This is a genomic window from Mesorhizobium sp. M0800, from assembly GCF_040320095.1.
Classification (GTDB): domain Bacteria; phylum Pseudomonadota; class Alphaproteobacteria; order Rhizobiales; family Rhizobiaceae; genus Mesorhizobium.
On record NZ_JAMYOZ010000008.1, the window covers coordinates 13,071 to 39,580 of the forward strand.

The 26,510-nt window shown below is 62.8% G+C and carries 24 protein-coding genes; 14 read left to right on the top strand and 10 right to left on the bottom strand.

Features of this window, described 5'->3' with window-relative positions:
• Positions 1-7 precede the first annotated feature (7 nt).
• Positions 8-2,095, top strand: coding sequence for a PAS domain S-box protein (locus NKI18_RS12580; protein ID WP_352622080.1), 2,088 nt, complete (start codon positions 8-10; stop codon positions 2,093-2,095).
• Between the two features lie 90 nt (positions 2,096-2,185).
• Here the strand turns inward: NKI18_RS12580 and NKI18_RS12585 are convergent, their stop codons facing one another.
• Complete coding sequence (locus NKI18_RS12585) at positions 2,186-2,590, bottom strand: hypothetical protein (RefSeq protein WP_023678146.1); 405 nt, start codon at positions 2,588-2,590, stop codon at positions 2,186-2,188.
• Positions 2,591-3,011: 421 nt separating this feature from the next.
• Here NKI18_RS12585 and NKI18_RS12590 point away from each other — a divergent pair, with 421 nt between their 5' ends.
• Entirely contained in the window at positions 3,012-4,214 is a 1,203-nt protein-coding gene (locus NKI18_RS12590; protein WP_352622078.1) for an aromatic ring-hydroxylating oxygenase subunit alpha, read from the top strand.
• 11 nt (positions 4,215-4,225) lie between these two features.
• Here the strand turns inward: NKI18_RS12590 and NKI18_RS12595 are convergent, their stop codons facing one another.
• The 3 genes from NKI18_RS12595 to NKI18_RS12605 all read right to left on the bottom strand — a co-directional run bounded on the left by NKI18_RS12595 (position 4,226) and on the right by NKI18_RS12605 (position 6,215).
• Positions 4,226-5,008: a DUF429 domain-containing protein gene (locus NKI18_RS12595; RefSeq protein WP_352622101.1), complete on the bottom strand. Its 783-nt coding sequence runs from the start codon at positions 5,006-5,008 to the stop codon at positions 4,226-4,228.
• 62 nt (positions 5,009-5,070) lie between these two features.
• Positions 5,071-5,955 carry a pyridoxal kinase PdxY gene (gene pdxY / locus NKI18_RS12600; RefSeq protein ID WP_023678143.1) on the bottom strand — a complete coding sequence of 295 codons (885 nt, stop codon included), beginning with the start codon at positions 5,953-5,955 and terminating at the stop codon, positions 5,071-5,073.
• A gap of 8 nt (positions 5,956-5,963) precedes the next feature.
• Positions 5,964-6,215 carry a hypothetical protein gene (locus tag NKI18_RS12605; protein ID WP_023678142.1) on the bottom strand — a complete coding sequence of 84 codons (252 nt, stop codon included), beginning with the start codon at positions 6,213-6,215 and terminating at the stop codon, positions 5,964-5,966.
• Positions 6,216-6,376: 161 nt separating this feature from the next.
• Here NKI18_RS12605 and NKI18_RS12610 point away from each other — a divergent pair, with 161 nt between their 5' ends.
• The 6 genes from NKI18_RS12610 to ppa all read left to right on the top strand — a co-directional run bounded on the left by NKI18_RS12610 (position 6,377) and on the right by ppa (position 10,845).
• Positions 6,377-7,021 carry a LemA family protein gene (locus NKI18_RS12610; protein ID WP_352470713.1) on the top strand — a complete coding sequence of 215 codons (645 nt, stop codon included), beginning with the start codon at positions 6,377-6,379 and terminating at the stop codon, positions 7,019-7,021.
• A gap of 167 nt (positions 7,022-7,188) precedes the next feature.
• Positions 7,189-8,031, top strand: a complete 843-nt coding sequence (locus NKI18_RS12615) for a TPM domain-containing protein (RefSeq protein WP_352622075.1) — start codon at positions 7,189-7,191, stop codon at positions 8,029-8,031.
• Between the two features lie 52 nt (positions 8,032-8,083).
• Positions 8,084-8,926, top strand: coding sequence for a TPM domain-containing protein (locus tag NKI18_RS12620; RefSeq protein ID WP_353019866.1), 843 nt, complete (start codon positions 8,084-8,086; stop codon positions 8,924-8,926).
• Between the two features lie 10 nt (positions 8,927-8,936).
• Entirely contained in the window at positions 8,937-9,575 is a 639-nt protein-coding gene (locus tag NKI18_RS12625; RefSeq protein WP_352618232.1) for a TPM domain-containing protein, read from the top strand.
• 116 nt (positions 9,576-9,691) lie between these two features.
• Positions 9,692-10,198: a GNAT family N-acetyltransferase gene (locus tag NKI18_RS12630; protein WP_023678138.1), complete on the top strand. Its 507-nt coding sequence runs from the start codon at positions 9,692-9,694 to the stop codon at positions 10,196-10,198.
• 116 nt (positions 10,199-10,314) lie between these two features.
• Positions 10,315-10,845, top strand: a complete 531-nt coding sequence (gene ppa / locus NKI18_RS12635) for an inorganic diphosphatase (RefSeq protein WP_352451245.1) — start codon at positions 10,315-10,317, stop codon at positions 10,843-10,845.
• Positions 10,846-10,862: 17 nt separating this feature from the next.
• On the opposite strand, the gene NKI18_RS12640 is transcribed toward ppa, so the two are convergent.
• The gene (locus NKI18_RS12640) at positions 10,863-11,453 is read right to left on the bottom strand and encodes a hypothetical protein (protein ID WP_353019816.1); all 591 of its coding nucleotides are present in this window, start codon (positions 11,451-11,453) and stop codon (positions 10,863-10,865) included.
• A 98-nt stretch (positions 11,454-11,551) separates the two neighbouring features.
• Positions 11,552-12,157: a TetR/AcrR family transcriptional regulator gene (locus NKI18_RS12645; RefSeq protein ID WP_352540898.1), complete on the bottom strand. Its 606-nt coding sequence runs from the start codon at positions 12,155-12,157 to the stop codon at positions 11,552-11,554.
• 82 nt (positions 12,158-12,239) lie between these two features.
• Here NKI18_RS12645 and NKI18_RS12650 point away from each other — a divergent pair, with 82 nt between their 5' ends.
• The gene (locus NKI18_RS12650) at positions 12,240-13,523 is read left to right on the top strand and encodes an MFS transporter (protein ID WP_352618227.1); all 1,284 of its coding nucleotides are present in this window, start codon (positions 12,240-12,242) and stop codon (positions 13,521-13,523) included.
• Between the two features lie 276 nt (positions 13,524-13,799).
• The gene (locus NKI18_RS12655; protein WP_352618224.1) at positions 13,800-15,374 is read left to right on the top strand and encodes an alkaline phosphatase D family protein; all 1,575 of its coding nucleotides are present in this window, start codon (positions 13,800-13,802) and stop codon (positions 15,372-15,374) included.
• A gap of 46 nt (positions 15,375-15,420) precedes the next feature.
• On the opposite strand, the gene NKI18_RS12660 is transcribed toward NKI18_RS12655, so the two are convergent.
• Positions 15,421-15,702, bottom strand: a complete 282-nt coding sequence (locus tag NKI18_RS12660; protein ID WP_352618221.1) for a hypothetical protein — start codon at positions 15,700-15,702, stop codon at positions 15,421-15,423.
• A 198-nt stretch (positions 15,703-15,900) separates the two neighbouring features.
• Between NKI18_RS12660 and typA the strand changes: the two genes are divergently transcribed.
• Both typA and NKI18_RS12670 read left to right on the top strand, forming a co-directional pair.
• Positions 15,901-17,730 carry a translational GTPase TypA gene (gene typA, locus NKI18_RS12665; protein ID WP_352618218.1) on the top strand — a complete coding sequence of 610 codons (1,830 nt, stop codon included), beginning with the start codon at positions 15,901-15,903 and terminating at the stop codon, positions 17,728-17,730.
• Between the two features lie 241 nt (positions 17,731-17,971).
• A complete protein-coding gene (locus NKI18_RS12670) occupies positions 17,972-18,718 on the top strand; it encodes a M48 family metalloprotease (protein ID WP_353019819.1) in 747 nt (248 codons plus the stop codon).
• A 110-nt stretch (positions 18,719-18,828) separates the two neighbouring features.
• On the opposite strand, the gene NKI18_RS12675 is transcribed toward NKI18_RS12670, so the two are convergent.
• Positions 18,829-19,455, bottom strand: coding sequence for a DUF1062 domain-containing protein (locus tag NKI18_RS12675; protein ID WP_352618212.1), 627 nt, complete (start codon positions 19,453-19,455; stop codon positions 18,829-18,831).
• Positions 19,456-19,848: 393 nt separating this feature from the next.
• Here NKI18_RS12675 and NKI18_RS12680 point away from each other — a divergent pair, with 393 nt between their 5' ends.
• On the top strand, positions 19,849-20,463 hold the full coding sequence (locus NKI18_RS12680; RefSeq protein WP_352618209.1) for a LysE family translocator: 615 nt from the start codon (positions 19,849-19,851) through the stop codon (positions 20,461-20,463).
• A 9-nt stretch (positions 20,464-20,472) separates the two neighbouring features.
• On the opposite strand, the gene NKI18_RS12685 is transcribed toward NKI18_RS12680, so the two are convergent.
• Together NKI18_RS12685 and NKI18_RS12690 are read right to left on the bottom strand one after the other, a co-directional pair.
• A complete protein-coding gene (locus NKI18_RS12685) occupies positions 20,473-20,796 on the bottom strand; it encodes a YciI family protein (protein ID WP_023678126.1) in 324 nt (107 codons plus the stop codon).
• Between the two features lie 137 nt (positions 20,797-20,933).
• Complete coding sequence (locus NKI18_RS12690) at positions 20,934-21,497, bottom strand: peroxidase-related enzyme (RefSeq protein WP_352618206.1); 564 nt, start codon at positions 21,495-21,497, stop codon at positions 20,934-20,936.
• A gap of 130 nt (positions 21,498-21,627) precedes the next feature.
• Here NKI18_RS12690 and NKI18_RS12695 point away from each other — a divergent pair, with 130 nt between their 5' ends.
• On the top strand, positions 21,628-26,448 hold the full coding sequence (locus NKI18_RS12695) for an NAD-glutamate dehydrogenase (RefSeq protein ID WP_353019822.1): 4,821 nt from the start codon (positions 21,628-21,630) through the stop codon (positions 26,446-26,448).
• Positions 26,449-26,510: the final 62 nt, after the last annotated feature.

Consider the following 26,510-nt stretch of genomic DNA (forward strand, 5'->3'; position numbering starts at 1 on the left):
GCTGACCATGACGGCTGAAACAACACGCGCGGACATGCAGGGCGCCAGGCAGGGCGCGGCGATGGTGGCCGTGCATGTGGTTCGCCGGCTGCGCGAAGCCGGCGATTGGCAGCGCGAGATGGAAGGTATTCTCCAAACGCTTTGCGAAGCCATGGATTGTCACCGCGGCATCCTGTTTCGCCTGCGCGAACTGCCCGGCCAGGGCTTCGCCCAGTCGGTCGCCGCTTATTGGATCGCCCCCCGGTTTGGCGGCGAACTGGCGTCACCGACCGTCATCATGCAGTCGGTCGTCGATTCGGACCCATTGCTGGAACGGCTGGCGGAGGACGAGCGTCAAGGCAAGATCTTCGCCGGGCACACACGCGATCTCGAAGGCTTTCTGCGGACCGATTTCGAAAAGCAGAACATCAAGTCGTTCCTGTCGGTGTCGGTCTTTTCGCACGGCAATTTGTGGGGCACGCTGGCGGTCAACGACTGCATCCACGAACGCGAATGGACCGACCAGGAAGAGGCGGCGCTGCACATGGTGGCACTCGCCATCGGCGATGCCATCGAACGGTCGCCCTCCGACGCGCATGCCAGCGACGTCATTCGCCGCACCATGCTGCAGGCCTCTCTCGACGCCATCATCGTCATCGACGAGACCGGCTCGATCATCGAATTCAATCCGGCCGCCGAGAAGATGTTCGGCTATCGGCGCAGCGATATCCTCGGCAAGGACCTGCTCGATACGGTCGTGCCGGAATATTACCGCAAGGGCTATGCGTCGGGTGCCGAATACATGTCGGGCCGCGGCGCGCCGATGGTCGGCCAACGGCTTGAAACGGTCACCCAGAATGCCGCCGGCGAGGTTTTTCCGATCGAGCTGACGGCAACCGAGATGCGGGTCGCCGATCGCCAGCTGATCTTCGGCTCCATCCGCGACCTGCGCGACAAGTTGCGGGCCGAGGAGGAAATCAACCGCCAGCGCGAAAAACTGCACCAGAACGAGAAGATGGCGGCAATGGGCTCGCTGCTTGCCGGCGTTTCGCACGAGCTCAACAATCCGCTGGCCGTGGTTGTCGCCCAGTCGACGCTGCTGCACGAATTCGCCGCCGATCCCCAGACCAAGGTGCGCGCCGAAAAGGTGCGCGCCGCTGCCGAGCGCTGCGGCCGTATCGTCAAGAGCTTCCTGTCGATGGTCCGCCTGCACGCGGCCGCACAAGCCGAAACCGACCTCAACCAGGTGATCCGCGCCGCACTCGAAGTGACCGCCTATGGTGCACGGTCGAGCGGCATCATCATCGACACCGATTTCGCCAGCGGCCCGTTGCTGGCCATGGCCGATGCCGACCACGTGACGCAGGTGGCCGCCAACTTCCTCATCAACAGCCAGCACGCCTTGGCCGGCGTTGCCGGCGACCGCCGGATCAAGGTCCGGACGTTTCGCAGCGACCGCGGCAATCCCGGATTCTCGGTCGAGGACAACGGGCCAGGCGTGCCGGAAGCGATACGCTCACGCATATTCGAATCCTATTTCACCACCAAGCCGGTCGGTGTCGGTACCGGCATCGGCCTGTCGATCTCGAAATCGATCATCGAGCGGCACAATGGCAATATCTGGTTCGAGGAGGTTTCGCCGAGAGGTGTGCGTTTTGTCGTGCAGCTGCCGGCGATCGCTGCCGGCGCGGCCGCCGCCGGCGAAGCTCCGTCGCGGTCCAGCGGCTTGCGTCACGCGCTGATCATAGACGATGAGCCGGATGTCGCCGCGTCGCTGTCCGATATTCTGGAGCTGATGGGCATCAAGTCGCGGGTCGTGCCGGCCTGGGTCTCGGCCGCCGCGACGCTGAGCGGCCATGTGCCGCCGGACATCGTGTTTTCCGACTTGCGCATGCCCGGCACCAGCGGCATAGCCGCCTATCGCGAGCTACTCGCCGAAATGCCGGGTCTGGCGCGGCGTTTCGTGCTTGTCACCGGCGATCTGATCGGCGCGAAAGGCGAGATCGAAGCGCTGCCGGCGCAGCAGCGACCGCCGATCCTCGAAAAACCGTTCAGCACGCTGGATGTGCGCGGCGTGCTCTCGGCCATTGCCGAGCAAGCCGCTCTGGGCGGCTAGACTCCGCGATCTCGCCCCGGAAGAAAAAGGCTCCCGGCCGACATTGCGGCGGGAGCCTGACTGGAGTGCTGGAGGGCGCTCGCAAAAAAATCAAAAAACGTTCGGCGTATCAGCCAGCGGGGCGGCATTGGCGATCATGCGGACCGGTCGTGCCTTGCCCGACTGGGCAGCGATGACGCGCAGGCAATCCAGGCTCTCGGCGCCCCAGGCCTGCCCCTTGCAGGCAAAATCGATCTCCGGCATCGGCAGGCGCGCCGTCTTGGTGGTGGTTGTCGCGCCATCGATGAGGTTGGCCGGCGGGTTCAGTGAGGCGAAGGCCGGACCGACGGTCGGCGTCAACGCCATGCCGGCAAATGCGGCAGCCGCCAGCAGCATGAACATCGCCATCGGATGATCACTGGCGCGCTGGCGCAGCGCCAGCTTCGGGCGCCGGTCGTTACGCTGGGGACCCTGCTGGCGAAGGTCGGTATCGGTGATCTGGATTTTCGTACGCATCGTCGTTTCCTTCGGTCTTCTTCTTTTCCCTGTTGAAACGAACTTAATCGCACCTTGTAACCGGCCAACGATGATGGATTAACGATTGTGTAACCGGCATGAAACCAAGCCCGCGGCCATTCCCGGGCAAACCGATCCGGCGTAGCTGGCAGCACCGGTGGCATTCTGTGCTCGTTTTCCGCTACCCACGGCACCAGATCCACGTCGCCTTTCTAGGCCCACGGAGCGTCGGGCGCTTAACAAGTGTTAAGGGGATTAACGTCTGGAATTCCCGGGATTTTCCCGGCTTCGATCGTTCGGACTGGGCTCTCGAATCCCGCTCGATTTCCCGTCGAGAATTCGCCCCATTTTCCCAAACCATTGCATTTCAACGGAAAATATGCTTTTATTGAACGATCATTCAATAAATAAAGAGCCTTTAATGAACCCGCATCTGCGTGACGTGGCAATCCCCAACGATTGGGATCGGCGGGGGCTGCCGGGCTGGAGCTATCATTCCGACGCCTTGCTCGAACTCGAGAAAGAGCACGTCTTCCGCAACCATTGGCAGATCGCCGGCCATGTCTGCGACGTGCCGAATGCCGGCGACTATCTGACGATGGATGTGGTCGGCGAGCGGGCGCTGATCGTGCGCGGCAAGGATGGCGTCGTGCGCGCCTTCAACAATATGTGCCGCCACCGCGGCAGTCGCGTCGTTGCCGACAGCCAGGGCACTTGCAAGAATGCGCTGGTCTGCCCCTTTCATGGCTGGGTCTACAATCTCGACGGCACGCTGCGCGGTGCTGCCCGCCCCCGTTCCTTCCCCGACCTCGACAAGACCGAATTCGGCCTGATGCCGCTCGAGCTCGAAATCTGGATGGGCTTCATCTTCATCCGTTTCCGCAAGGGTGGGCCGCAGCCATCGGTGGCCGAGCTGTTGAAGCCGATCGAAGCCGAGATTGCCCATTACGGCGTCGCCGAGATGGTGCCGTCCTGGGGCATCTGGACCCAAAAGACGCCGGTCAACTGGAAGTCGGTGCGCGATGTCGACAATGAAGGCTACCACGTCGCCATGGCGCATCCGGCGCTGCAGGACCTTTACGGTGCGACCTATTTCGACGAGCCGTTCGTCAACGGCGTGTCGCGCTCGTTCGCCACCTACAATCCGCATGCCGGACGGCGCTGGAGCGTCGCGCAGTACATCAAGCTCGCACCCGAGGCGAAGCACCTGCCGGAACACCTGCGCAAGGCCTGGATCTACTACGGCATCTTCCCGAACAACGTGCTGTCGATCATGCCGGAATCGGTGCAGTTCTATCAGGAATTTCCGCTGTCGACGGGTGAGACGCTGCTGCGCGGCGCCATCTACCGCTATCGCGACGAGACCAGGGAACAGGCGGCAGCCCGCTACCTATCCTACCGCATCGACCGCGACACGCTGGCCGAGGATGTACAGCTTTCGATATGGTCCAACGAATCCATGCTGTCCGAAGCCTTCGGAGGTTTTTACCTCTCCGATCTCGAATATGGCGTGCGCACCCACCACGACCATTTGCGCAAACAAGTTCCCGTGCTCGGATTGGAGACCGCGCCCGAGGAGAAGGACATGTGGGCACTCAACGAGGCGCTCAGATCACGCTCCTGACGCCCTGGTCCTCAGGCCCAAATGGCGACGGGAATGCCGAAACGATCGGCGAGCGGCGGATCCGGAAACGGCATTGCCTCGCCTTTGACGATGCGTCCGGCAACCAGCATCATCGCAGCGGCATCGAGGAAATCGTCGGCGGCCGCGCCGCGCGGCGGCGGCCGGTCGAGAAAATCCTGGCTATAACCATGCCGGGCAAGCAGCGCCTTGCGTTCGGCCATGCCGGCCGGATTGATGTTGCCCCTGATCTTCTTTGGCAGGCGCATCGCCCGGTCGCCGTTCAGTTTACAGAAGGCAACTTCCGGATGCGATTCGAACACGCGGCTGCGTAGTTCGGGGCGCGCGATCAGCAGCGAATCGATCTCGCGGATCTTGGCGAAGATGCCGAAGGCCTGGATCGAGACACCGCGCGGCGGATCTGAGGTTGTCCTGGCCACCTCGCTTGCCTTGCGATGTGCGGCGTACCAGGCATCGACCGTGGTGAAGGCTTCGACCTCGGCGTAGAGCGCGGCGCGGGAGGGGATGGCAAAGACACTGGACTGCCGGGTCCCGAGCAGCGGCCGCACCAGCGCCTCCGGGCCGCGACCGCCTCTTTGCGAGAAATCGGGCAGGCCGATCGGCATATCGACCGCTACCAACGAGTCGGCGGGCAGTCGGTCGAGCAACGCCGCGAAGCTTGGGAAAACGGCTGTCGACGGTGCCGCACCGGGATTGCGGCGGACGGCTATCCAGCCGGCCTTGCAACCGTCGACGCCGACAAGCACAACACCCCAGGGCACAACACCCCAGGGCATAACATCGTCGGGCGCAACATCCTTGGGCGCACCATCCTGGGGCACGGCGTCTTCGGCCTGCGTCACGCCCGGCGGTCCCGTTCCGGATGCAGGAGATGGCGAAGCTGCACCATCGCCATCGGGTGCGACAGGCTCTGGGCATCGGTCTCGAGCTGCAACTCGTCGCCGCCGCGCTTGGCGGTGCGCGCCAGGATCTCGTAGACCGCCGCCGTGGTCGATTGCAGCGCCTTGGCGGCCGGCTGGCCGGACAGGATCCGCGCCAGGTAGACGGCCGCCGTCAGGTCGCCGAGCCCATTCGGCGGCTTGTCGATGAGCCGGTGTTCGGCAAGCAGTGCCTCTCTGCCGGCGAGCAGTAAATTGCCGGTGCCGCCGGCCATCATCGCCGGCGCCGATGTGACCAGCATGGCCGGTGGGCCGGCCTGCAGGGCGGCAGCCATTGCCGATTTCAAGTCGGGCAGCGGCGCTCCGGCCATCCATTCCAGCTCGTAGCGGTTGGGCGTGGCGATATCGGCGATCGGCATCAGCCGGTCGCGCATGGCGATTGCGGTCGGCTCAGGTACGTAGAGCCCGCCCGAATCGCCCATCACCGGATCGCAGATATAGAGGGCGTCCGGCGTCTTCGCCTTCACTGCGCCGACCAGCGAAGCGACGGCTTCGGCCTGGCCAGCCTCGCCGAGATAGCCGGACAGCACGGCGCCGACCTCGCCCAGCCACGGCGCGCGCTCAAGGTCGGCCATCAGCGCCTTGAACTGGTCCAGCGGCGGCACGATGCGGGTGGCCCGGCCATGGCCCGGATGCCAGGGCAGGATGACGGTCGGTACCGCCCAAACCGGAAAGCCGAGGGTCTCCAGCGCAAAGACAGCGGCACGGTTGCCGACCGAGCCACGGGCGACATGGCTGGAGACGACGATGACCGCGCGCGGCGCCTCGGTTTTTTCGGCACTCATTGATTTTCCTAACTGCCCCTGGTGACGAAAAGCACGAGCCAGATCAACAGGCCGATGGCAATAAGCAAGCCCGCTGCCCGACCGATGCGGGTGCCCCAATATTCGATCGGGTCCGACCGGTCGGCATCGGCCGCGGTGACGTGGTCGCGCGCGCCTTTAGTGGTTCGTGCAAGGAACGAGGTGCCCCCCGGGTCGGTCTCGCGCGCCACCCGTTCGATGATGCGGCGCGATTCCGCGTCGCTGTCGTGGCGTTTCGCCATGGTGATGTCCCGTTTTATGCCGAGCTTAACCCGTTCGCCTCGTCTGTCACAGGGCCCGACGGCGAATGGCAGAAACCAGTAACACTTCTCGGCCGAAGTCATTTTCTTACGCAAGGATTGTGCTAATGCTTCGCCTGCCAATGCTATCGAGGGGACTTATCATGCTTGCCCAGCGCCTTTCTTCGCCGCCAATCTTTCGTAATCTAGCTGCGTTCCTGGTCATGGCCGTCATGCTGCCGCTGCTTGCCGGCTGCGGCTACAACACCATTCCGACGGCTGAGGAAAACGCCAAGGCCGCATGGAGCGAGGTGTTGAATCAATACCAGCGCCGCGCCGATCTCATCCCCAATCTGGTCAACACGGTCAAGGGCTACGCCGCGCACGAGAAGGACACGCTCGATGCCGTGGTCGAAGCGCGCGCCAAGGCGACGCAGGTGACCGTGACGCCGGAAACGCTGAACAATCCGGAAGCCTTCAAGAAATTCCAGGACAGCCAGGCCGGCCTGACCAGCGCGCTGTCGCGCCTGCTGGCGGTGGTGGAGAACTATCCCGATCTCAAGGCCAACCAGAACTTTCTGGCGCTGCAAGCACAACTCGAAGGCACCGAGAACCGGATCACGGTCGCCCGCCGCGACTATATCCAGGCAGTGAGAGAGTACAATCTGACGCTGAGGACCTTCCCGTCGGTGATCTGGGCGACCTTGTGGTTCCGCGGCAACCAGCCGTTTGCGAATTTCACCATCGAGGAGGACAAGATGCAGCCGCCGAAGGTCGATTTCGGCACCAACACCACGCAAGGCGGGTGAAGAACAGCCGGTGAGCGTGGTCCCTATTGGCCTTGCACTCCGTAGCGCCCCCCTCTGCCCTGCCGGGCATCTCCCCCTCAAGGGGGGAGATTGGCAGCTTTGGCCTCACCGCCCGTCCTGCAACGTTGGAGATTGGCGAAAACAGCCGTGACAGCCGATCTCCCCCCTTGAGGGGGAGATGTCCGGCAGGACAGAGGGGGGCGCGACAGAACGCCAGCCTGGCCTTCCTGCTCGTCTTCCAAAGCCTTCTCCTCCTCCCTCTCATCGCCTTCGCCGCCGACCTGCCAACCCTCACCGGACGGGTCGTCGACAATGCCGGCATCATCGATGCCGTGACCGAGGCGGCGCTGACGCAGAAGCTTGCCGAGTTCGAGACCAAAGGGTCCGACCAGATCGTCGTCGCGACCATCCCCAGCCTCGACGGCGAGGAGATCGAGCCTTACGCCAACCGGCTGTTCCGCGCCTGGAGACTCGGCCAGGCGAAGGAGAACAACGGCGTCCTGCTTCTGGTGGCGCCGAACGACCGCAAGATGCGCATCGAAGTCGGCTATGGGCTGGAAGGCACGCTGACCGACCTGCACACCAAGCTGATCATCGAAAACGACATGGTGCCGGCCTTCCGTGCCGGCGATTTCTCAGGCGGCATCAGCAAGGCCGTCGACGACATGATCATGGTGCTGGAAGGCAATCCCGAAGAACTGGAGGCGCGCGGCGAACGCAACCAGCAGCCGCCGTTCAACAGCGACGATCTGTTCTTCACGATCTTCATAGCCATCTGGGCAATCATCTTTTTCGGCGGCCTCGCAGCCTCCATCCTGCCGCCGATCTTCGGCCAGAAGATCGGTCCCGGCCGCTATCGCTGGCTGGGCATGACCTTCGAGCCAAACCGGCGGTCGTCCGGCGGCTGGTCGGGAGGTTCCGGCGGGGGATGGTCGTCGGGTTCAAGCGGTGGCGGGTTTTCCGGCGGCGGCGGTTCGTCCGGCGGCGGCGGCTCCTCGGGAAGTTGGTGACGAGATGACAAGACACGCCATCAGCCCGGTGGAATCCGGCCGTTTCATCAAAATGATCGGCACCGCGCTGTTGGCCATGGCGGTGCTGCTGGTCGGCTTCGCGGCCTTCGCCGCCGCACTGCCGGCGCTGACCGGACGGGTCGTCGACAATGCCGGCATCATCGATGCCGCGACCAAGGCGGCGCTGACGCAGAAGCTTGCCGAGTTCGAGACCAAAGGGTCCGACCAGATCGTCGTCGCGACCATCCCCAGCCTCGACGGCGAGGAGATCGAGCCTTACGCCAACCGGCTGTTCCGCGCCTGGAAACTGGGCCAGGCGAAGGAGAACAACGGCGTCCTGCTTCTGGTGGCGCCGAACGACCGCAAGATGCGCATCGAAGTCGGCTATGGGCTGGAAGGCACGCTGACCGACCTGCACACCAAGCTGATCATCGAAAACGACATGGTGCCGGCCTTCCGTGCCGGCGATTTCTCAGGCGGCATCAGCAAGGCCGTCGACGACATGATCATGGTGCTGGAAGGCAATCCCGAAGAACTGGAGGCGCGCGGCAAGCGCAATCCGGCGAATGACAATCCTGTCGATCCCATCTTCATGCTGTTCATTGTCCTGTGGGCGACGATGTTCTTCGGCGGCTTGGCAATGGCGTTCCTGCCGCCGATCTTCGGCACGAAACTGTCGCCGGGCGTGTACAAGTGGCTGGGCATGACGTTCCGCTACGGCCGTGGGCCAGCTTCGTCATCCTCCGGTGGCGGTGGGTGGACGTCTGGGACCTCGTCTGGCAGTGGCTGGTCGTCTGGAAGTTCCGGCAGCAGTTGGTCGTCTGGAAGTTCCGGCGGCGGGTTTTCAGGCGGCGGCGGTTCGTCCGGCGGCGGCGGTTCTTCAGGAAGCTGGTGAGACATCAATCATGGCAACACGACCGATCAGCCCCGAGGATCATGAGCGCATCGCCGGTGCGATCCGCGCTGCCGAATCAAAGACCGACGGCGAGATCTACTGCGTCGTGGCGCATGCCAGCGACGGCTATTTCTTCCCGGCCGCTTTCATGGCGATGCTCGGCATGCTCGTCGTCAGCCTCGCCGTCGGTTATGGGCTGGAAGCCTGGTGGCTGTCGATCCGCTTGCCGCATTTCGTCATCGCCGAGCTTCTGGCGCTTGCCAGTGTGCTCATCCTGTTGTGGGCATTGCCGGCATTGCGCATCCATTTGGTGCCGAGGCGGCTGCGCTACCAGGCCGCCCACGCCAATGCGATGAAGCAGTTCCTCGCCCGCAACGTCCACCGCACCACGGCGCGCACTGGCGTGCTGGTGTTCGTCTCGATTGCCGAGCGCTACGCCGAGGTGGTCGCCGACAGCGGGATCGATTCTCGTGTCGGCCAGCATGTCTGGGACGGTGTCGTCCGCGACCTTACGGCGCATGCCGGCGACGATCGGCTTGCCGAGGGGTTCGTCAAGGCGATCCAAGCAGTCGGTGCGGTACTGGCCGAGCATTTTCCGGTCTCGACCGGCGACAGCAACGAACTGGACGACCATCTGGTCGAGATTTGATCTCGCCAAAGCGGTTTCGCAGCGTCTCAAGGACGCACCGTCCGGCTGTGTGAAAGCATCGCGGCGGTTTACCGGACTCTTGCAATCGGGCGCGGCGGGTTTATGGTTAACCAATCATGAATACGCTGAGCATCGACATCAGGAAAGCCGAACCACGCGATGCAGCCGCCATTGCCGACGTGCATCTCGAGGCTTGGCGCGGCGCCTATTCGGGCATCATCCCGCACCGCACGCTGACATCGATGATCAACCGCCGCGGCGCCGACTGGTGGGCGAATGCCATTCGCCGCGCTGCCACCGTCCTGGTCGTCGAAATCGGCGGCAAAATTGCCGGCTATGCGACGATCGGCAAGAACCGCGCCCGCGAACTCAGGCAGCAGGGCGAGATCTACGAACTTTACCTGCGGCCGGAATATCAAGGCATCGGGCTCGGGAGCCGGCTGTTCTCGGCCGCGCGGGCACGGCTGGCCGACCATGGCCTGAAAGGCATGGTGGTCTGGGCGCTGGAAGACAATCAGAACGCACTTGCCTTCTATGCCGGCGCCGGTGGCCGCGATGTTGCCGAAGGCGTCGAGATATTCGAGCAGAAGGCGCTGAAGAAGGTCGCTTTCGTCTGGGAATGACGGACAGCGCATGATCCGGCCGGTTTTCGGTTCGGAGGATCTCCCCGTACCATTCGCCGCATTGCACCATTCGCCGTCGCCCGCTATCGATCTCCAATCGAGAGAGGGATAAAGCGATGCGTATCGAAGCGATTGCCAGCGGAAAGAACCCGCCCGAGGACGTCAACGTCATAATCGAGGTGCCGATCGGCGGCGAGCCGATCAAGTACGAGATGGACAAGGAAGCCGGCACCCTGTTCGTCGACCGCTTTCTGCACACGTCGATGCGTTATCCCGGCAATTACGGTTTCGTACCGCATACGCTGTCGGGCGACGGCGACCCGATCGACGTGCTAGTCTGCAACACGCGCGCGCTGGTGCCAGGCTGCGTCATCAATGTGCGGCCGATCGGCGTGCTGGTGATGGAGGACAATGCGGGCCAGGACGAGAAGGTCATCGCGGTGCCTTCACCCAAGCTGACCTTGCGTTACGAGGACGTCCACGAATACACGCAATTGCCCGACATCACCCGCCAGCAAGTGCAGCACTTTTTCGAGCACTACAAGGATCTCGAACCCGGCAAATGGGTCAAGATCGAAGGCTGGTACGATGCGGCCTATGCCAAGAAGATGATCGTCGAGGCAATCGAGCGGGCCAGGCGCAAGTAATTGTCGGGCGCAAATAATCAGTTGTCGACGCGGCCGAAAGCGGGCGCGTCGCCAAGCACCTCACGCTTGTCCTTGCCGCAGGCGAAGGTGCGTGCCTTCTCGTCGGCAAGCTTGCGCGCCTGATCGTTGGCGGCGGGATTGCCGGTGGCGAGCACAAGGCCGATCGTGCAGCCTTCGTGGGCGTCAGGCTGGGCAACCTTGGCGACGATCAGCACTTCCGTCGACTTGTTCTCGCCCTCGGTATCGCTGATCGAGCGACGATGAATGACGGCGAAGGGAATGGCAGTTTTGCCGTTGGTTTCGATCCGCCACTCGACTTTGGGTCCAGCCGAATTGAGGCCGGAAAAGCTTTCCCAGACCGTGGTCATATCGCCAGGTGGAAAGCCGTAGAACAGCGATTCCCGCGCATCGTCGTAGGAAACCAGCACCGGGTAACCGCGGTAGCCCGAACAGGCGAGATCGGCCCAGTCGCCGTCGCCTTCCTCCGCCTGGGCATAGGTCACGCAGTCCCTCTCCCAGACGAGATCGGTATAGACGCTGGATATGTCGCCGGCCCGGGCGGCATTGCAGAAGCCGGCGAGGGCAAGCGGGATCAAGAGAGCGCGCATGGCGGAACAACTCAGTTCGGGGGGCGCAGCGTACCGTCAAATTTAGCAGCAGCCTAGAGGAAGTCAGGCTGCGCACAGTGGTCTGGTAAAACGGAACACTATTTCTTCAAACTTGCCTCTATCAGAAGATCGGCGTTGCGGGCCACCGACTGCGCCGGTCCGCCGGCACCGAACAGCTGGCCGCTAATATAGGCGCCCTCGATCAGCAGCAGCAGCCCGTCGCCCAGCGTCTCGGCGTCGCCGGCGCCCATCGCCGCCGCCATGGCGCGCAAGCGGCGGCGCAGTTCCTGCTTGTTGGCCTCACTCACGACGCGGGCCGGATGGCCATGTTCGGGATATTCGACCGCGGCATTGGTCATGCCGCAGCCACGATAATCGGGCCTTTGCGTACGCTTGCCGACACGCGTCAGGAAGGCGACGATCTGCGCGCGCGGATCGCCGGGATGGGCATCCACCGCCTCGTCGAAACGCTCCCAGAATTCGAGGTCATAGTGCCGGAGGTAGGATGCGGCCAGCTCGTCCTTGGACGGAAAGCTGCGGTAGAGGCTGGGCTTGGTGACGCCGGCACGCCGCACGATCTCGTCGACGCCGATCGCCCTGATGCCTTGCCGGTAGAACAGATCGCGCGCCACCTGGAGAATCCGTTCGGCGGCGCGAGGCGGGGGTGCGTCATTCGCCTTGATCGTTGGTTCAATGCTTTTCATGCCTGGTCTGCCGGTTAGCTGGTTGACAATGTTACCGGTCGGTACGTATGTTTCGCGCTCCTGCAACGTACCGGTCAGTAACATGATAGCTCAATCCCGCTCGTTTGGCCAGCGCTACGCTTTCGTCGTGGTCGCCGTCATCTTCCTCTGCCTGCTGATCGCAGCGGGCCTGCGTTCGGCGCCGGCAGTCATGATGCTGCCGCTGGAGAACAGTTTCGGCTGGCGGCGCGACGTGGTGTCGCTGGCGGCGGCCACCGGCATCTTCCTCTATGGCCTGACCGGGCCGTTTGCCGCGGCGCTGATGGAGCGGATCGGGCTGCGCCGCACCTTGCTTGCCGCGCTGCTGTTGATGTCGGGATCGACCGCGCTCAGCCTGTTGATGACCAAACCGTGGCATCTGCTCCTCACCTGGGGCGTGTTTTCCGGCGTCAGCTCGGGCGCCGTCGCCACCGTGCTCGGCGCGACCATCGTCAACCGCTGGTTCAAGACCAATCGCGGCTTGGTGATGGGACTGATGTCGGCGTCCAGTGCCACCGGGCTGCTGGTCTTCCTGCCGCTGATCGCCGCGCTGGCTCAGTCGGGTGGCTGGAAGCCGGTTGTCATCGCGGTCTCGGTTGCCACCGCCTGCCTGCTGCCGCTGGTCTGGCTGCTGGTGCCGGAGCGGCCGGCCTCCATCGGCATGGTGCGCTATGGCGCCGAGCTCGACGACGTGCCGCCGGCACCACCTGCTGCGCAAGGCAATTTCCTCGCGCATACGATGAGCACGCTGCGCCGCGCCGCCGGCACGCGCGTCTTTTGGTATCTGTTCGCCACCTTCTTCGTTTGCGGCTTCACCACCAACGGGTTGGTCGGCACGCACCTGATCGCCTTTTGCGGCGATATGGGCATTGGCGAAGTGCAGGCTGCAGGCCTGCTCTCGATGATGGGCATCTTCGATCTTATCGGCACGACGCTGTCGGGCTGGCTCACCGACCGTTTCGACCCGCGCAAGCTGCTCGGCGTCTATTACGGCATCCGCGGCCTGTCGCTGATCTATTTGCCCTATTCCGGCTTCTCGGCGACCAGCCTGATCATCTTCGCGGTGTTTTACGGACTGGACTGGATCGCCACCGTGCCGCCGACGCTCAGGCTTTCCAACGAGGCGTTCGGCGACCGCAGCGGGCCGATCGTCTTCGGCTGGATCGTCGCCGGCCACCAGGTGGGTGCGGCAACCGCCGCTGCCTTCGGTGGCACCATGCGTGAGCTTCAGGGCAACTATCAGCTTGCCTTCCTGATCGCCGGCATGACGGCAATAGCCGCCGCCTGCATCTCGCTGCTGATCAACACCAGCCGCCCGGCGTTTGATCCGGAACCGCAGCCGGCTTGAGCTGCGACGGCTGAGCGCTAATCTCCCCGACGGGGAGATGGCCGCGAAGCAGCCTGAGGGGTCGGTGCAACCGGGCTCGGCCCCTTATCGCAGGCGCAAGAGGTCGGTGCTCCATGCGAGACGACCCCCTTCTGTCGCCTTCGGCGACATCTCCCCCTCAAGGAGGGAGATTCGCCAGCCTGTTCACTGTTATCAAACCTTCATCGTTTCGAAATGTGCCTGAAACATTGAAGCTGGAGCTTGGCGGCGACGTTCAATGCCATCCAGGAGACAGCCATGAACAAGATTTCGATGACGCGGCGCGCTTTCGTCACGTCGGCCAGCGCCGTTGGCCTGGTCGGCGCCTCGGGCCTCGCCCTTCCCTATTACTCGCGCGCCAATCAGCGCCCGGCTTTCACCCATGGCATCCAGTCCGGCGACGTCGACGCCACCAGCAGCATGGTCTGGACACGCACCGACCGGCCGTCGCGCGTCATGTTCGAGGTGTCGTCGACCGAAAGCTTCACCAATGCCGTCCGCCTGGCGCCGCTCGATACCTCGCCGGCCAGCGATTATACGGTGAAGCGGCTGCTTACCGATCTCGCCTCCGACCAGGACATCTTCTACCGCATGGTCGCGGCCGATCTTGCCGACATCAACGCCGTTTCCGAGCCGGTCGTCGGCCGCTTCCGCACGGCACCTGCCTCGAAGCGCGACATTCGCTTTGCCTGGTCGGGCGACACCGCCGGCCAAGGCTGGGGCATCGACGAGACCGGCATGAAGACCTACGCCACCATTGCCAAGCACACGCCCGACTTCTTCCTGCATTCGGGCGATACGATCTATGCCGATGGTGCGATGAAGGACGAGGTCGACCTGCCCAACGGCGGCAAGTGGAAAAACAAAGTGCTGATCGATGAGAAGCGCAAGGTTGCCGAGACGCTGGACGAATACCGGGCGCAGTGGAAATACAACATGATGGACAGGCATGTGCTGGCGCTCAGCGCCATCTGTCCGACCTTCTATCAGTGGGATGACCACGAGGTGCTGAACAACTGGTCGGACTCGAAGGACCTGAGCGCCGACGATCGCTACACTGAAAAATCCATCCATGTGCTGGCGGCACGTGCGGCGCGCGCCTTCCACGAAATGACGACGATCCGTTACGAGCCGTCGGAGCCCGGCCGCGTCTACCGCAAGATCGCCTATGGTCCGCTGCTCGACGTGTTCTTCCTCGACATGCGTTCCTACCGCGGCCCCAACGGTCCGGATATGCAGGAGACGATGACGCCCCAATCGCGCATCCTCGGTGAACAGCAGATCAAGTGGCTGAAGCGCGAACTGGCGAATTCCAACGCAACCTGGAAAATCATCGCCGCCGACATGCCGCTCGGCCTCGTCGTCTGGAACGACGGCACCAAGAAGGTAGGGGCCGAGGCGGTCAGCAATGGCGACAATGGCCCGGCCAAAGGGCGTGAGCTGGAAATTGCCGACCTTCTTCGCTATATAAAGAATGCGGGTATCAGCAACACTGTCTGGCTCACCGCAGACGTGCATTACACAGCCGCGCATTACTACAATCCGGACAAGGCGCAGTTCCAGGACTTCAATCCGTTTTGGGAATTCGTTTCGGGTCCGATCCATTCCGGCACGTTCGGGCCTAATGGTTTCGATATGACATTCGGCCCGGAGCTGAAGTTCATAAAGGCACCAACTGCCGAACAGGGTCAAAACCTGCCGCCTTCGGCCGGCCTGCAGTTCTTCGGGCTCGTCGAAATCGATGGCGCCACCGAGCAGTTGACGGTGCGGCTGATGGATCGCGACGACAGCGAACTCTACAAGGTCACGCTCGATCCGGTGCGGTCGGCGTGAGCGACGGCGCCGCTACCCTCGGGCCAGCCCGAGGGTAGGACGTATATCAATCGGGATAGCAGACGACGGGAATGTTGGGCCAGACGGCGCTGTCGCATCCGGCATTTTGCTGCCGCTGCTTCAAGGCGGCGCTGACCGGCCCGGTCACCACCGGATCGACGCCATCGGGAGCATCGGCAAAAAGCTGCTCCGCCGACGGCTTGTCGGATGGCAAAGCAGACCGCGTCTCCTTGAACGACGCCGCCGACTGCGCCGCGCCGGCCGCGAGGAGGACGGCGAGCGCGGTACATGCCAAAATCGGCCGGAGTTTGATGCCTATCTCGATCATGAAATTCGAACTGTCCGGACCATGAAAGGTTCCGCCTTGGTTAATAATTCCACTTCACACCAAGACATTTAAGATTTGGTGACTTTATTTGGTGGCTCGCCTCCTCTTTCGCAATTGCGAAAAACCCTGTATGAGCCGCCCAACCGAAAGAGGCAGCGCCTTTTGGCCTGCTGCCTGCAACGCTCCCGAGACCGAAACATGAAAATCCGCAATATCGCGATCATCGCGCACGTCGACCATGGAAAAACCACCCTCGTCGACCAGCTTCTGAAACAGTCCGGCTCGTTCCGCGACAACCAGCGCGTCGCCGAGCGCGCCATGGATTCGAACGACCTCGAAAAGGAACGCGGCATCACCATCCTGGCCAAGGCGACCTCGGTCGACTGGAAGGACACCCGCATCAACATCGTCGACACGCCCGGCCACGCCGACTTCGGCGGCGAGGTCGAGCGCATTCTGTCGATGGTGGATTCGGCCATCGTGCTGGTCGACGCCGCCGAGGGGCCGATGCCGCAGACCAAATTCGTCGTCGGCAAGGCGCTCAAGGTTGGACTGAAGCCGATCGTCGTCATCAACAAGATCGACCGGCCCGATGCCCGTCACGTCGAAGTGGTCAACGAGGTGTTCGATCTTTTTGCAGCACTTGACGCCACCGACGAGCAGCTCGACTTCCCTATCCTTTATGGTTCAGGCCGCGACGGCTGGGTCTCGGAAAACCCCGAAGGTCCGAAGGACCAGGCTCTGGCGCCGCTGTTCGACCTCGTCATCAAGCACGTGCCGGCGCCGACCGTTCATCCCGGCTCGTTCCGCATGATCGGCACCATCCTGGAAGCCAATCCGTTCCTCGGCCGCATCATCACCGGCCGTATCGAATCCGGCACGCTGAAATCCAACCAGGCGGTCAAGGTGCTGCACCATGACGGCACCCAGGTCGAAACCGGCCGAATCTCGAAAATCCTTGCTTTCCGCGGGCTCGAGCGCCAGCCCATTGACGAGGCGCAGGCGGGCGACATCGTCGCTATTGCCGGCCTGTCGAAGGGCACCGTCGCCGACACGTTCTGCGACCCGTCGGTGACGGAACCGCTGCATGCGCAGCCGATCGATCCGCCGACCGTGACGATGTCGTTCCTGGTCAATGATTCCCCGCTGGCCGGCACCGAAGGCGACAAGGTGACCAGCCGCGTCATCCGCGACCGCCTGCTGCGCGAGGCTGAAGGCAATGTCGCGCTGAAGATCGAGGAATCGCCGGACAAGGATTCGTTCTTCGTCTCCGGCCGCGGCGAATTGCAGCTGGCCGTGCTGATCGAGACGATGCGCCGCGAAGGTTTTGAGATCGCCGTGTCGCGGCCGCGCGTCGTCATGCAGAAGGGCGACAGCGGCGAATTACTGGAGCCGGTCGAGGAAGTCGTCATCGACGTCGACGAGGAGCATGCCGGCGTCGTCGTGCAGAAGATGTCGGAGCGCAAGGCCGAGATGGTCGAGCTTCGCCCTTCGGGCGGCAATCGCCAGCGCATCGTCTTCCACGCACCAACGCGCGGGTTGATCGGCTACCAGTCGGAACTGTTGACCGACACGCGCGGCACCGCTGTGATGAACCGGCTGTTCCACGCCTATGAACCTTACAAGGGTGAGCTGCCGGGCCGTACCAACGGCGTGCTGATCTCCAACGAACAGGGTGAATCGGTGGCGTACGCCATGTGGAACCTGGAAGACCGCGGCCCGATGGTCATCGACCCCGGCGTCAAGGTCTATCAGGGCATGATCATCGGCATCCATTCCAGGGACAACGACCTCGAAGTCAACGTGCTCAAGGGCAAGAAGCTGACCAACATCCGCGCCGCCGGCAAGGACGAGGCGGTGAAGCTGACACCGCCGATCCGCATGACGCTGGAACGCGCGCTGGCCTGGATCCAGGACGACGAGCTGGTCGAAGTGACGCCGAAGACCATCCGCCTGCGCAAGCTCTATCTCGACCCGAACGAGCGCAAGCGTTTTGAGAAGTCGGCGAAAGTGGTCGGCGCGGCGTAAGAGCTTTTATTCTGGGCGGAATGGAGGGGCGAAACACGCGTTCCTTCCCGCTGAGCGGACACGGCTTGTCGCCAGAAGGAATGTGGCGCCGGCCGCTCAGTGTCTCTTCAGAGGCTACAGCGGAGTCGTCGCAATACCATGATATTTTCGCTCTCTCCTTCTTTGTCACGGTAGTTTAGCTGTGGGTAAAGGCGGGGAAACGGGTGTGGGAAATGCCGTTCTGGCTTTCGTCCGGAGCCTTATGCAAGATGACATGCGGCGAAGGCTCGTTGCTCACAAGAATCTTGTTGGATTTGGCAATGCAGTATTGCCAGCGATCGAGCACGAACTTGCAAGGATCGATCTAGGCAAGGTTTCCCATCACGAAATCGCAACGCTTGTGGCGGGCCTCGCTACTGCTCTGCACGATATCAACGAAGACGCATCCCGACGATATATGTCGGCTTCGCTCGCAAGACCGATAACTCCCCTCATGCGAGCTGCGCTCCGCAGCATCGTCCGCTTTACAATGGACGACTGGCGGCGGTCTTCGGTCGGCGGCATCATTGTTCTGGAGCATGGCAAGCTCGACAGTCGCTTTGAAGCCTCTCGGCACGTTGGCCGCTGGCTGGCAAATATACCTGAAGCCGATCTGGTTGGCATTTCGCGAATCTACATAATCCCGGAACCTCCCGAGCCCGAATTCGCCGGTACCTACCTCCAGGCGGTATCGGTCATCGAGATTGTCTGGCGACGCCCATCCGAGCACAGGATTGGGAACGTAGTTCGGAGATTCATGATCGAGAAAACGCTCTATCATGAGGTAGGACACCACGCGCTGCAGCATGTCGAATCTGGACAGGATCCTGATCAGGAACGGCAGGCAGACCGTTACGCATGGAAAATGATGCGCAAGGCACATCCCAATCTATCGATGCTTACTCTTCCCTTGCGATCCCTTGGCGCGTTTCACCGAAGGAAAAATGCCAAGGATTTGGAAACAGCTTAGGATTGCGTTTCGGGAAATCGGCGAAAGTGGTCGGCGCGGCGCAAGTTTCTTTCTTGTAGTCTACAACAACGAGGGAAGGGAGCACTCGTGTGCTCCCTTCCCTCGTTGTTTCATCCGCCGGCAGCCGAGATGATGGCTTCCCGGTCGGGCTCGCCGACGAGATAGACGCGGATCGCCGTTCCCGCCCGCGCCGGCCGGCGCAAGGCTTTGGCCCGGTCCGGACCAACCACCAGCAATCGCTTCTCTTCCCAAACCTGTAGCCGCGATCGCGGGACACCGAGTTCGTTGGCGAGCAACCGGTCGAGCCGCAGCGCTGTCGGCATTTCGAGCCAGAGCTGAAGTTCGAGCGCGCTGGTATTTTCCGGTCTATCCCCGAGCACCTGCTTATGAGCGACGGCTTCGGGAAACTCCTCGACGCGCCCGATACTGCTTCGCAATGCGGCAACATCGAAGGCATGGCGCCGCGCCAGGACCGGATCGTTGCTTTCGAGCGCCTGCAATATTGCCGGTTCGATATCGCGGCGGCTGCAGCGCTCCAGAATGCCGAAATTCCAGGAATTGTCGCAGTCGATGCAGCGGTAGATCAACCAGGCGTCAATGCGCTTGCCATTGGCATTGACGCGGAATTTGCCGCTGCAGCGATAGGCTTTCAAGCCGCCGCAGCGATTGCAGTTGAGGTGAGGTCGAGGTGCGGTCTTGGGTGTGATCGCCCAGCGGATACGCAGTATCGAAGGCATGCCGAAAAGCCCTTCCCGTCGGGAAGTTCGTCAGATCGGCGATATCGAGAACCCATGCGGGCACGGCGTGGCGAGAGACTGCGGCAGTTGGAAATCAGGTGTCGCGGGTGGTTATGCGCGACAGCGGTTCAGCAGTGCCAAACCGGTCTCGAACCGCCACCCGAGGAACACATGATGTGAAAACAGGCATCGCGATTGCGACGCGCTGCTCTGTGTTGGGGGAGTTGACGAGACCGGCGGTTACGTAGGCAAAGTGAAGCTCGAAAGGATGTCGGGACGACATCTCTAGCCGCGAGGTGCCTGGCCGACAAGCCTTCTTTCCGTGGACGCTACTGTCGTCGGACCAGTTGGGTTATGTTGAACGACCCAAACATTTCAAACGGGATCCGCGTCATGCATTTCACATCGCTTCTGATTTTTGCCGGCGCCCTGCTTGTTGCCGCCGGCTCGCCCGGCCCATCGATCGCCGCTCTTGTGGCGCGGGTCATCGCAAAAGGGTTTCGCGACGTGTTCCCGTTCCTGCTTGCGATGTGGATCGGCGAAGCGATCTGGCTGTCCCTGGCGGTGTTTGGCCTCGCCGTGGTGGCGCAGACGTTCCATTTTGCTTTCGTCGTCGTGAAGTGGGTCGGCGTCGCCTATCTCGCCTGGCTGGCCTGGAAGATGTGGACGGCGCCGGTCGAGGCAAAAGAAGGTTCGCTGCCGCGCGAAGATTCGCCCACCAAGCTGTTCTTTGCCGGCATGGCGGTGACGCTCGGCAACCCGAAGATCATGATGTTCTACCTGGCGCTGCTGCCGACCATCATCGACCTCGGTTCGGTCAGCATGATCGGCTGGGTCGAGCTGACCGCGACCATGGCCGTTGTCCTGGTCGCTATCGATTTGACCTGGGTGCTCGCCGCATCACAGGCGCGCAAGCTGCTCAAAAGCAAGCGGGCGATGAAGATCGCCAACCGCGTCAGCGCCGGAACCATGGCCGGCGCTGCGGCGGCTATCGCGGCGCGGTCCTGAGCCGGTGCGTCAACCCATTTCGATTATCGGCGCAATCTCGACGCTGAAACCCGGGTCCGTCAGGATAGGACAATCCTTGGCTTTGCCGACGGCATCGTCGATGTCTTTCGCTTCGATGATGGTGTAACCGGCGGTCGGATTGCTACCGCCATTGTTCTCGACCTTGCCGCCGGGCAGCAGGGTCTTCGACATGCCGACTGGATTGCCACCGTCGACCACGGCTGAGCCAAGCTTGCCGTACCAGCCGTTCCAGGCATCCATCGCTGCCTTCCGTTCGGCCTCCTCGGTCGGCATCTTGCCCGAGCCGTGATAGACGTAGAGAAATTTCGCCATGTTCTCCTCCTTTGATCGGCGGCATCGAACCGGCATGCGGTCATGCCGCATGCCGATCATCGGACCAAACCGGCAAACAAGCAACGAGAATGCGAAGTAGCTAATATAATGTGCGGTTGGCTCGCAACGGCGGTGCCCTATCGCGCCATCGCATGGTATTCATCGTTCGGCCGCATGTCGATTGCCGATGCCAGCCGGTTCGACATGTTGAAGAACGCCGCGGTCGAGGCGACGTCCCAGATGTCGCGGTCGGAAAAGCCGACTTGCCGCAGCGCCGCCCGGTCCGCTTCGACGATCTTTGCCGGCTGCCCGGTCAGCTTCACCGCGAATTCGAGCATGGCGCGTTGCCTGTCCGACAGCTCGGCGGCGCGAAAATTCATCACCATCATCTCGCCGAAGGCCGGGTCGCCGGAAAGCTGGCGCACCGCCGCGCCATGCGCGACCAGGCAATAGTAGCAATGGTTGACCGACGAGACGGCCACCGCGATCATCTCGCGCTCGAGTTTCGACAGGCCGGATTCACCCAGCATCAAATCATTGTACATGTCGGTGAAAGCGCGCAGCTTCTTCTCGTCGAAGGCATAGGCGAGCAGCACATTGGGAACGAGGCCGAGCTTCTCCCGGCACTTGGCGAAATAGGCCTTGGTCGCGTCGCTCGGCTCCGCCGGTGCCAGGTCAAGCGCGGTAATTTTCTCCGTCATGGCGGATTTCTCCTCGTTTTCGCCAGGCTGCCGGTGAATTCCGACATTTCGTCGCAAGCCGTCAAACCTTTGTCGCCAAATACCCGTCATCTGTTAGCATAGCCGCAAAAACATGTGACGGGAGGGACTCATGGCCAGCGTAAAGTCAGCGAGCCGGTTGAAAAAAGCCGGCGTGACGAGGGGTGAAGCCGCGGGTGGCGAAAAGCCCGGCAGGCTTGCCGACTACTTGCTGGCCCGAGCTCCGGCCGAAGATGTCGCCGCCTACGACGTCATCGATCTCGAACGCGCTGCCGAACTCGCCGGCCGCGCAGTGGCCAGGCACAAGAAGGACGACTGCGTCGTTGCCATAGACGTTGATTCCGGTGTCGTCCGCCAGCGCCGGCCGATGACGGTGATCACCGTCGTCAACGACAACATGCCGTTCCTGTTCGATTCCGTCCTCGGCGAGATTACAGAAAGCGCCGGCGAGCCGCTGCTGGTTACCCATCCGGTCATAGTCGTCAGGCACGGCAAGGACGGCGTCGAGGAAATCCTCGGCGATGGCGGTTATGCCAAGGGCGACCACAGCCATGACCGACTGAGCGTCATCCATGTCCATATCGGCCGCCTTTCGGCCGAGCAGGCCGAAGGCCTGGCCGCACGCCTGACGAAGCTGCTCGGCCAGGTGCGAGCCGCCGTCACCGACTGGAAGCCGATGCTTGCCCGCCTCGACCAGGCGATCTCGGAATTCCGCTACTCGCCAGTGCCGCTCGACAAGGCCCATGTCACCGAGGCGATCGCCTTCCTCGAATGGCTGCGCGACGACAATTTCACCTTTCTCGGCATGCGCGAATTCAACTACACTGGCGGCGAGACGAGCGGCATGCTCGAGCGCGCCGAAAAGCCCGGCCTCGGCATCCTTTCCGATCCCGACGTGCTGGTGCTCAGGCGCGGCACCGAAGCGGTGAGCACGACCCCGGAAATCCGCGCCTTCCTGCATGGGCCGGAACCGCTGATCGTCACCAAGGCCAACGCCAAGTCATCGGTGCACCGCCGCATCTACCTCGACTACATTGGCGTCAAGACCTACACCGGCAAAGGCGTGCTTTCAGGCGAGCTCCGTATCGTCGGCCTGTTCACCTCGACTGCCTATACGCGCTCGGTGATGAAAATCCCCTACCTGCGCTCGAAGGCGGAAACCGTCATTGCCAAATCCGGCTTCAATCCAAGCGACCATTCCGGCAAAGCTTTGATCAACGTGCTGGAGAGCTATCCGCGCGACGAGCTGTTCCAGGTTCCGGTGCCGATCCTGCGCAAGCATGCCGAAGCCATACTGGGCTTGATCGAGCGACCGCGCGTCAGGGCATTGGTGCGTGTCGACCAGTTCGACCGCTTCGTCTCCGTGCTCGTCTTCGTGCCGCGCGACCGCTACGACAGCGTCGTGCGCGAGAAGATCGGCACCTATCTGAAGACCGTCTTCGAAGGCCGGCTGTCGGCCTATTATCCGGCCTTCCCGGAAGGCGGGCTGGCGCGCGTCCATTTCATCATCGGCCGCTCCGGCGGCAGGACGCCGAAGGTCGAGCAGGCGACGATCGAGGCGGCGATCCGCGACATCGTACGGACCTGGGACGATGCACTGCGCGAGACCGCGACAGAGACCGGCGCCGATGCGAGACTCACGGCCATCGCCTCGCGTTTTTCGGAAAGTTATCGCGACAGTTTTCCGCCGGCCGTGGCGCTGGCCGACGCCGGGCGCATCGCCAAGCTCGATGCGTCAAATCCGATCGCCATCGACTATTACCGTCACACCGTCCAGAAGCCGCATCAGGCGGCGCTGAAGATCTATCACCATGGCAGCCCGGTGGCGCTGTCGCGGCGCGTGCCCGTGCTGGAAAACATCGGTTTCCGCGTCATCAGCGAGCGCACTTTCGAGGTCGGCGACATTCAATCCGGCATGATCAATAGTGATCAGCCCGGCATGGTCTTCATCCACGACATGGAACTCGAGAACAGCTACGGCAGGCCGATCGACCTCGGCAATGGCGGCGCGCTGTTCGAGGATGCGTTCCTTTCCGTCTGGCGCGGCGATGTCGACAATGACGGCTATAACGGCCTTGCCCAGACCGCCGGCCTGTGGTCGGGCGAGATCACCGTCCTGCGCGCCTATGGCCGCTATCTGCAGCAGGCCGGCATCCCGCAGAGCCAGGATTTCATCGCCGCCGCACTCAACCGTTATCCCGAGATCGCCCGCGGCCTGCATGCGCTGTTTGTCGCCCGCCTCAGCCCGACGGCCGAGACGGAAGGCGTCGTTCAGGCCAAACATCTGAAAGCCAAGATCACGGATGCGCTGGAAGACGTTCCCAACATTGACGACGACACCATCATCCGCCGTTATCTGAACCTGATCGAAGCCTCGCTGCGCACCAATCATTTCGTTGCCGATACGAAACAGAAAGGCCAATCGCTGGCGATCAAGCTCGATTCGCAATCGGTCGACGGGCTGCCGGCGCCGCGGCCATGGCGAGAGATCTTCGTCTACGGCTCCGAGGTCGAGGGTGTGCATCTGCGCTTCGGCCCGGTCGCGCGCGGCGGCCTGCGCTGGTCGGACCGTGCGCAGGACTATCGCACCGAGGTGCTCGGCCTGGTCAAGGCACAGCAGGTCAAGAATGCGGTGATCGTGCCGGTTGGCGCCAAGGGCGGCTTCTACCCGAAAAAGCTGCCGATGAGCGCCGGGCGCGACGCAATTTTCGAGGCCGGCACGGCCGCCTACAAGAATTACGTTTCCAGCCTGTTGTCGATCACCGACAATATCGGGCTGGACGGCGTCGTCCCGCCAGCCGGCGTCGTGCGGCGCGATCAGGATGATCCGTATTTCGTCGTCGCCGCGGACAAGGGCACGGCGACCTTCTCGGACATCGCCAACGCCATCAGCGAAAGGCACGGCTTCTGGCTCGACGACGCTTTCGCCAGCGGCGGTTCGGCCGGCTACGACCACAAGAAGATGGGCATTACCGCCAAGGGCGCCTGGGAAGCGGTCAAGCGGCATTTCCGCGAGATGAACCGCGACATCCAAACCACGCCGTTCACCGTCGTCGGCGTTGGCGATATGTCGGGCGACGTGTTCGGCAACGGCATGCTGCTGTCGGAGCAGACCCGGCTGATCGCCGCCTTCGATCATCGCGACATCTTCATCGATCCCGATCCCGACATGGCCGCTTCGATGGCCGAGCGCCGGCGTATGTTCGCTCTCGCCCGCTCAAGCTGGCAGGATTACGACAAGACGAAGCTGTCCGAAGGCGGCATCATCGTCTCGCGCAGCCAGAAGTCGATCACCTTGCCGGCCGCCGCGGCTGCAGCTATCGGCCTCGGCAAGACAACGGCCACGCCGGTCGAGATCATGAGTGCCATCCTCAAGGCGCCAGCAGATCTTTTGTGGTTCGGCGGCATCGGCACCTATGTCAGGGCATCGGGCGAGACCAACCAGGACGTCGGCGACCGTGCCAATGACGCGATCCGCATCACCGCGCTCGACCTGCGTGCCAAGGTCATCGGTGAAGGCGCCAATCTGGGCGTCACGCAGCGGGCGCGCATCGAATTCGGATTGAATGGCGGCCGCTGCAACTCAGATGCGATCGACAATTCGGGCGGCGTGAACTGCTCAGACGTCGAGGTCAACATCAAGATCGCGCTGGCTTCCGCCATGCGCAAGGGATCGCTGACGCGGCCGTCGCGCAACAAATTGCTGGCCGAGATGACCGACGAGGTCAGCGCCCTGGTGCTGTCCAACAATTACCAGCAGACGCTGGCGCTGTCCCTTGCTCGCAAGCGCGGCCTTGCCGACATTGCCCATCAGAGCCGCTTCATGGAGGCGCTCGAGGCGCGCGGGCTGCTCGACCGTGCCGTCGAGACGCTGCCGTCGCCGGCGGCTCTTGCCGAGCGCGATGCGCGCGGCGAGCCGCTCACCCGGGCCGAGCTCGGCGTGCTGCTTGCCTATGCCAAGATCGTGCTGTTTTCCGATATCGTCGCCAGCGACGTGCCGGACGATCCGCATTTCGACCGCGACCTGATGGGTTACTTTCCCGACCGCATGGCAAAGAAATATGCGGCGGAAATCCACGGCCATCGCCTGCGCCGCGAGATCATCGCTCGTGTCGTCGCCAATGATCTAGTCAATCGCGGCGGCCCGTCCTTCGTCAACAGGCTGCAGGAAGCGACCGGGCGCAGTGCCGCCGATGTCGTGCGCACCTTCGCCGTGGTGCGGGATGGCTTTGCACTGCCGGCGCTCTATCGCCAGACCGACGCGCTCGACAACCAGATCGACGGACAGATCCAGCTCGACCTCTATCAGGCGGTCAGCCGGCTGATCTATGTGACGAGCGGCTGGTACCTGAAGAACGATGCCGGCACTGCACTGCTCGGGCAGCGGATTGCCGAGTTGCAGGATGCGCGCAAGGCGCTTGAGCCGAAGCTCGTTTCGCTGCTGCCGGCCTTCTCGCGCGAGCGGATCGAGGAGCGGCGGCACAGCCTGTCGAAGGGCGGCGCGCCCGAGAGCCTTGCCGAGCAACTGGCGTTGACCGATGTGGCGGAACTCATCCCCGACATAGCGCTGACGGCGCGGACGGCAAATGCCGGCATCGTCGCTGCCGCCAAGGCGTTTTTTGCAGTCAGCGATGTCTTCCGCATCCCGCGCGTCGAAGATGCGGCGCGCTCGATCACGCCCTCGGATTATTACGATCAACTGGCGCTTTCCCGCGCCACCGACACGATCGGCGCGGCCAGGCGCGGCATCGCCGTGGCGGCACTCACCAGTCATGCCGAGACGGCGGATCCGGTGACAGCATGGTTGGAGGCCGGCGGCGAACGGGTCGGACGCATCCGCGAGCGGTTGCAGGCGCTGACCGAGGGCGGTGACATCACCGTGTCGCGGCTGTCGGTGGCATCCGGCCTGATGAGTGATCTGACGCAGCTGTGAGACGTCTTCCATATCGCGCGGGATTGCCGGGAAGAACTGCGCTATTGAGCGAACGGCGCCCT

Bases quoted from the DNA above. Each gene is read 5' to 3' on its own strand.
- NKI18_RS12675 (WP_352618212.1), bottom strand. From the start codon at position 19,455: ATGCCTTCGATACTGCGTATCCGCTGGGCGATCACACCCAAGACCGCA.
- NKI18_RS12695 (WP_353019822.1), top strand. From the start codon at position 21,628: ATGGCCAGCGTAAAGTCAGCGAGCCGGTTGAAAAAAGCCGGCGTGACG.
- NKI18_RS12585 (WP_023678146.1), bottom strand. From the start codon at position 2,590: ATGCGTACGAAAATCCAGATCACCGATACCGACCTTCGCCAGCAGGGT.
- NKI18_RS12625 (WP_352618232.1), top strand. From the start codon at position 8,937: ATGGCAACACGACCGATCAGCCCCGAGGATCATGAGCGCATCGCCGGT.
- NKI18_RS12650 (WP_352618227.1), top strand. From the start codon at position 12,240: ATGATAGCTCAATCCCGCTCGTTTGGCCAGCGCTACGCTTTCGTCGTG.
- NKI18_RS12590 (WP_352622078.1), top strand. From the start codon at position 3,012: ATGAACCCGCATCTGCGTGACGTGGCAATCCCCAACGATTGGGATCGG.
- NKI18_RS12655 (WP_352618224.1), top strand. From the start codon at position 13,800: ATGAACAAGATTTCGATGACGCGGCGCGCTTTCGTCACGTCGGCCAGC.
- NKI18_RS12640 (WP_353019816.1), bottom strand. From the start codon at position 11,453: ATGCGCGCTCTCTTGATCCCGCTTGCCCTCGCCGGCTTCTGCAATGCC.
- pdxY (WP_023678143.1), bottom strand. From the start codon at position 5,955: ATGAGTGCCGAAAAAACCGAGGCGCCGCGCGCGGTCATCGTCGTCTCC.
- NKI18_RS12645 (WP_352540898.1), bottom strand. From the start codon at position 12,157: ATGAAAAGCATTGAACCAACGATCAAGGCGAATGACGCACCCCCGCCT.
- NKI18_RS12670 (WP_353019819.1), top strand. From the start codon at position 17,972: ATGCAAGATGACATGCGGCGAAGGCTCGTTGCTCACAAGAATCTTGTT.
- NKI18_RS12595 (WP_352622101.1), bottom strand. From the start codon at position 5,008: ATGCCCTGGGGTGTTGTGCCCTGGGGTGTTGTGCTTGTCGGCGTCGAC.
- NKI18_RS12580 (WP_352622080.1), top strand. From the start codon at position 8: ATGACGGCTGAAACAACACGCGCGGACATGCAGGGCGCCAGGCAGGGC.
- NKI18_RS12605 (WP_023678142.1), bottom strand. From the start codon at position 6,215: ATGGCGAAACGCCACGACAGCGACGCGGAATCGCGCCGCATCATCGAA.
- NKI18_RS12660 (WP_352618221.1), bottom strand. From the start codon at position 15,702: ATGATCGAGATAGGCATCAAACTCCGGCCGATTTTGGCATGTACCGCG.
- NKI18_RS12630 (WP_023678138.1), top strand. From the start codon at position 9,692: ATGAATACGCTGAGCATCGACATCAGGAAAGCCGAACCACGCGATGCA.
- NKI18_RS12690 (WP_352618206.1), bottom strand. From the start codon at position 21,497: ATGACGGAGAAAATTACCGCGCTTGACCTGGCACCGGCGGAGCCGAGC.
- NKI18_RS12620 (WP_353019866.1), top strand. From the start codon at position 8,084: ATGATCGGCACCGCGCTGTTGGCCATGGCGGTGCTGCTGGTCGGCTTC.
- typA (WP_352618218.1), top strand. From the start codon at position 15,901: ATGAAAATCCGCAATATCGCGATCATCGCGCACGTCGACCATGGAAAA.
- NKI18_RS12610 (WP_352470713.1), top strand. From the start codon at position 6,377: ATGCTTGCCCAGCGCCTTTCTTCGCCGCCAATCTTTCGTAATCTAGCT.
- NKI18_RS12685 (WP_023678126.1), bottom strand. From the start codon at position 20,796: ATGGCGAAATTTCTCTACGTCTATCACGGCTCGGGCAAGATGCCGACC.
- NKI18_RS12680 (WP_352618209.1), top strand. From the start codon at position 19,849: ATGCATTTCACATCGCTTCTGATTTTTGCCGGCGCCCTGCTTGTTGCC.
- ppa (WP_352451245.1), top strand. From the start codon at position 10,315: ATGCGTATCGAAGCGATTGCCAGCGGAAAGAACCCGCCCGAGGACGTC.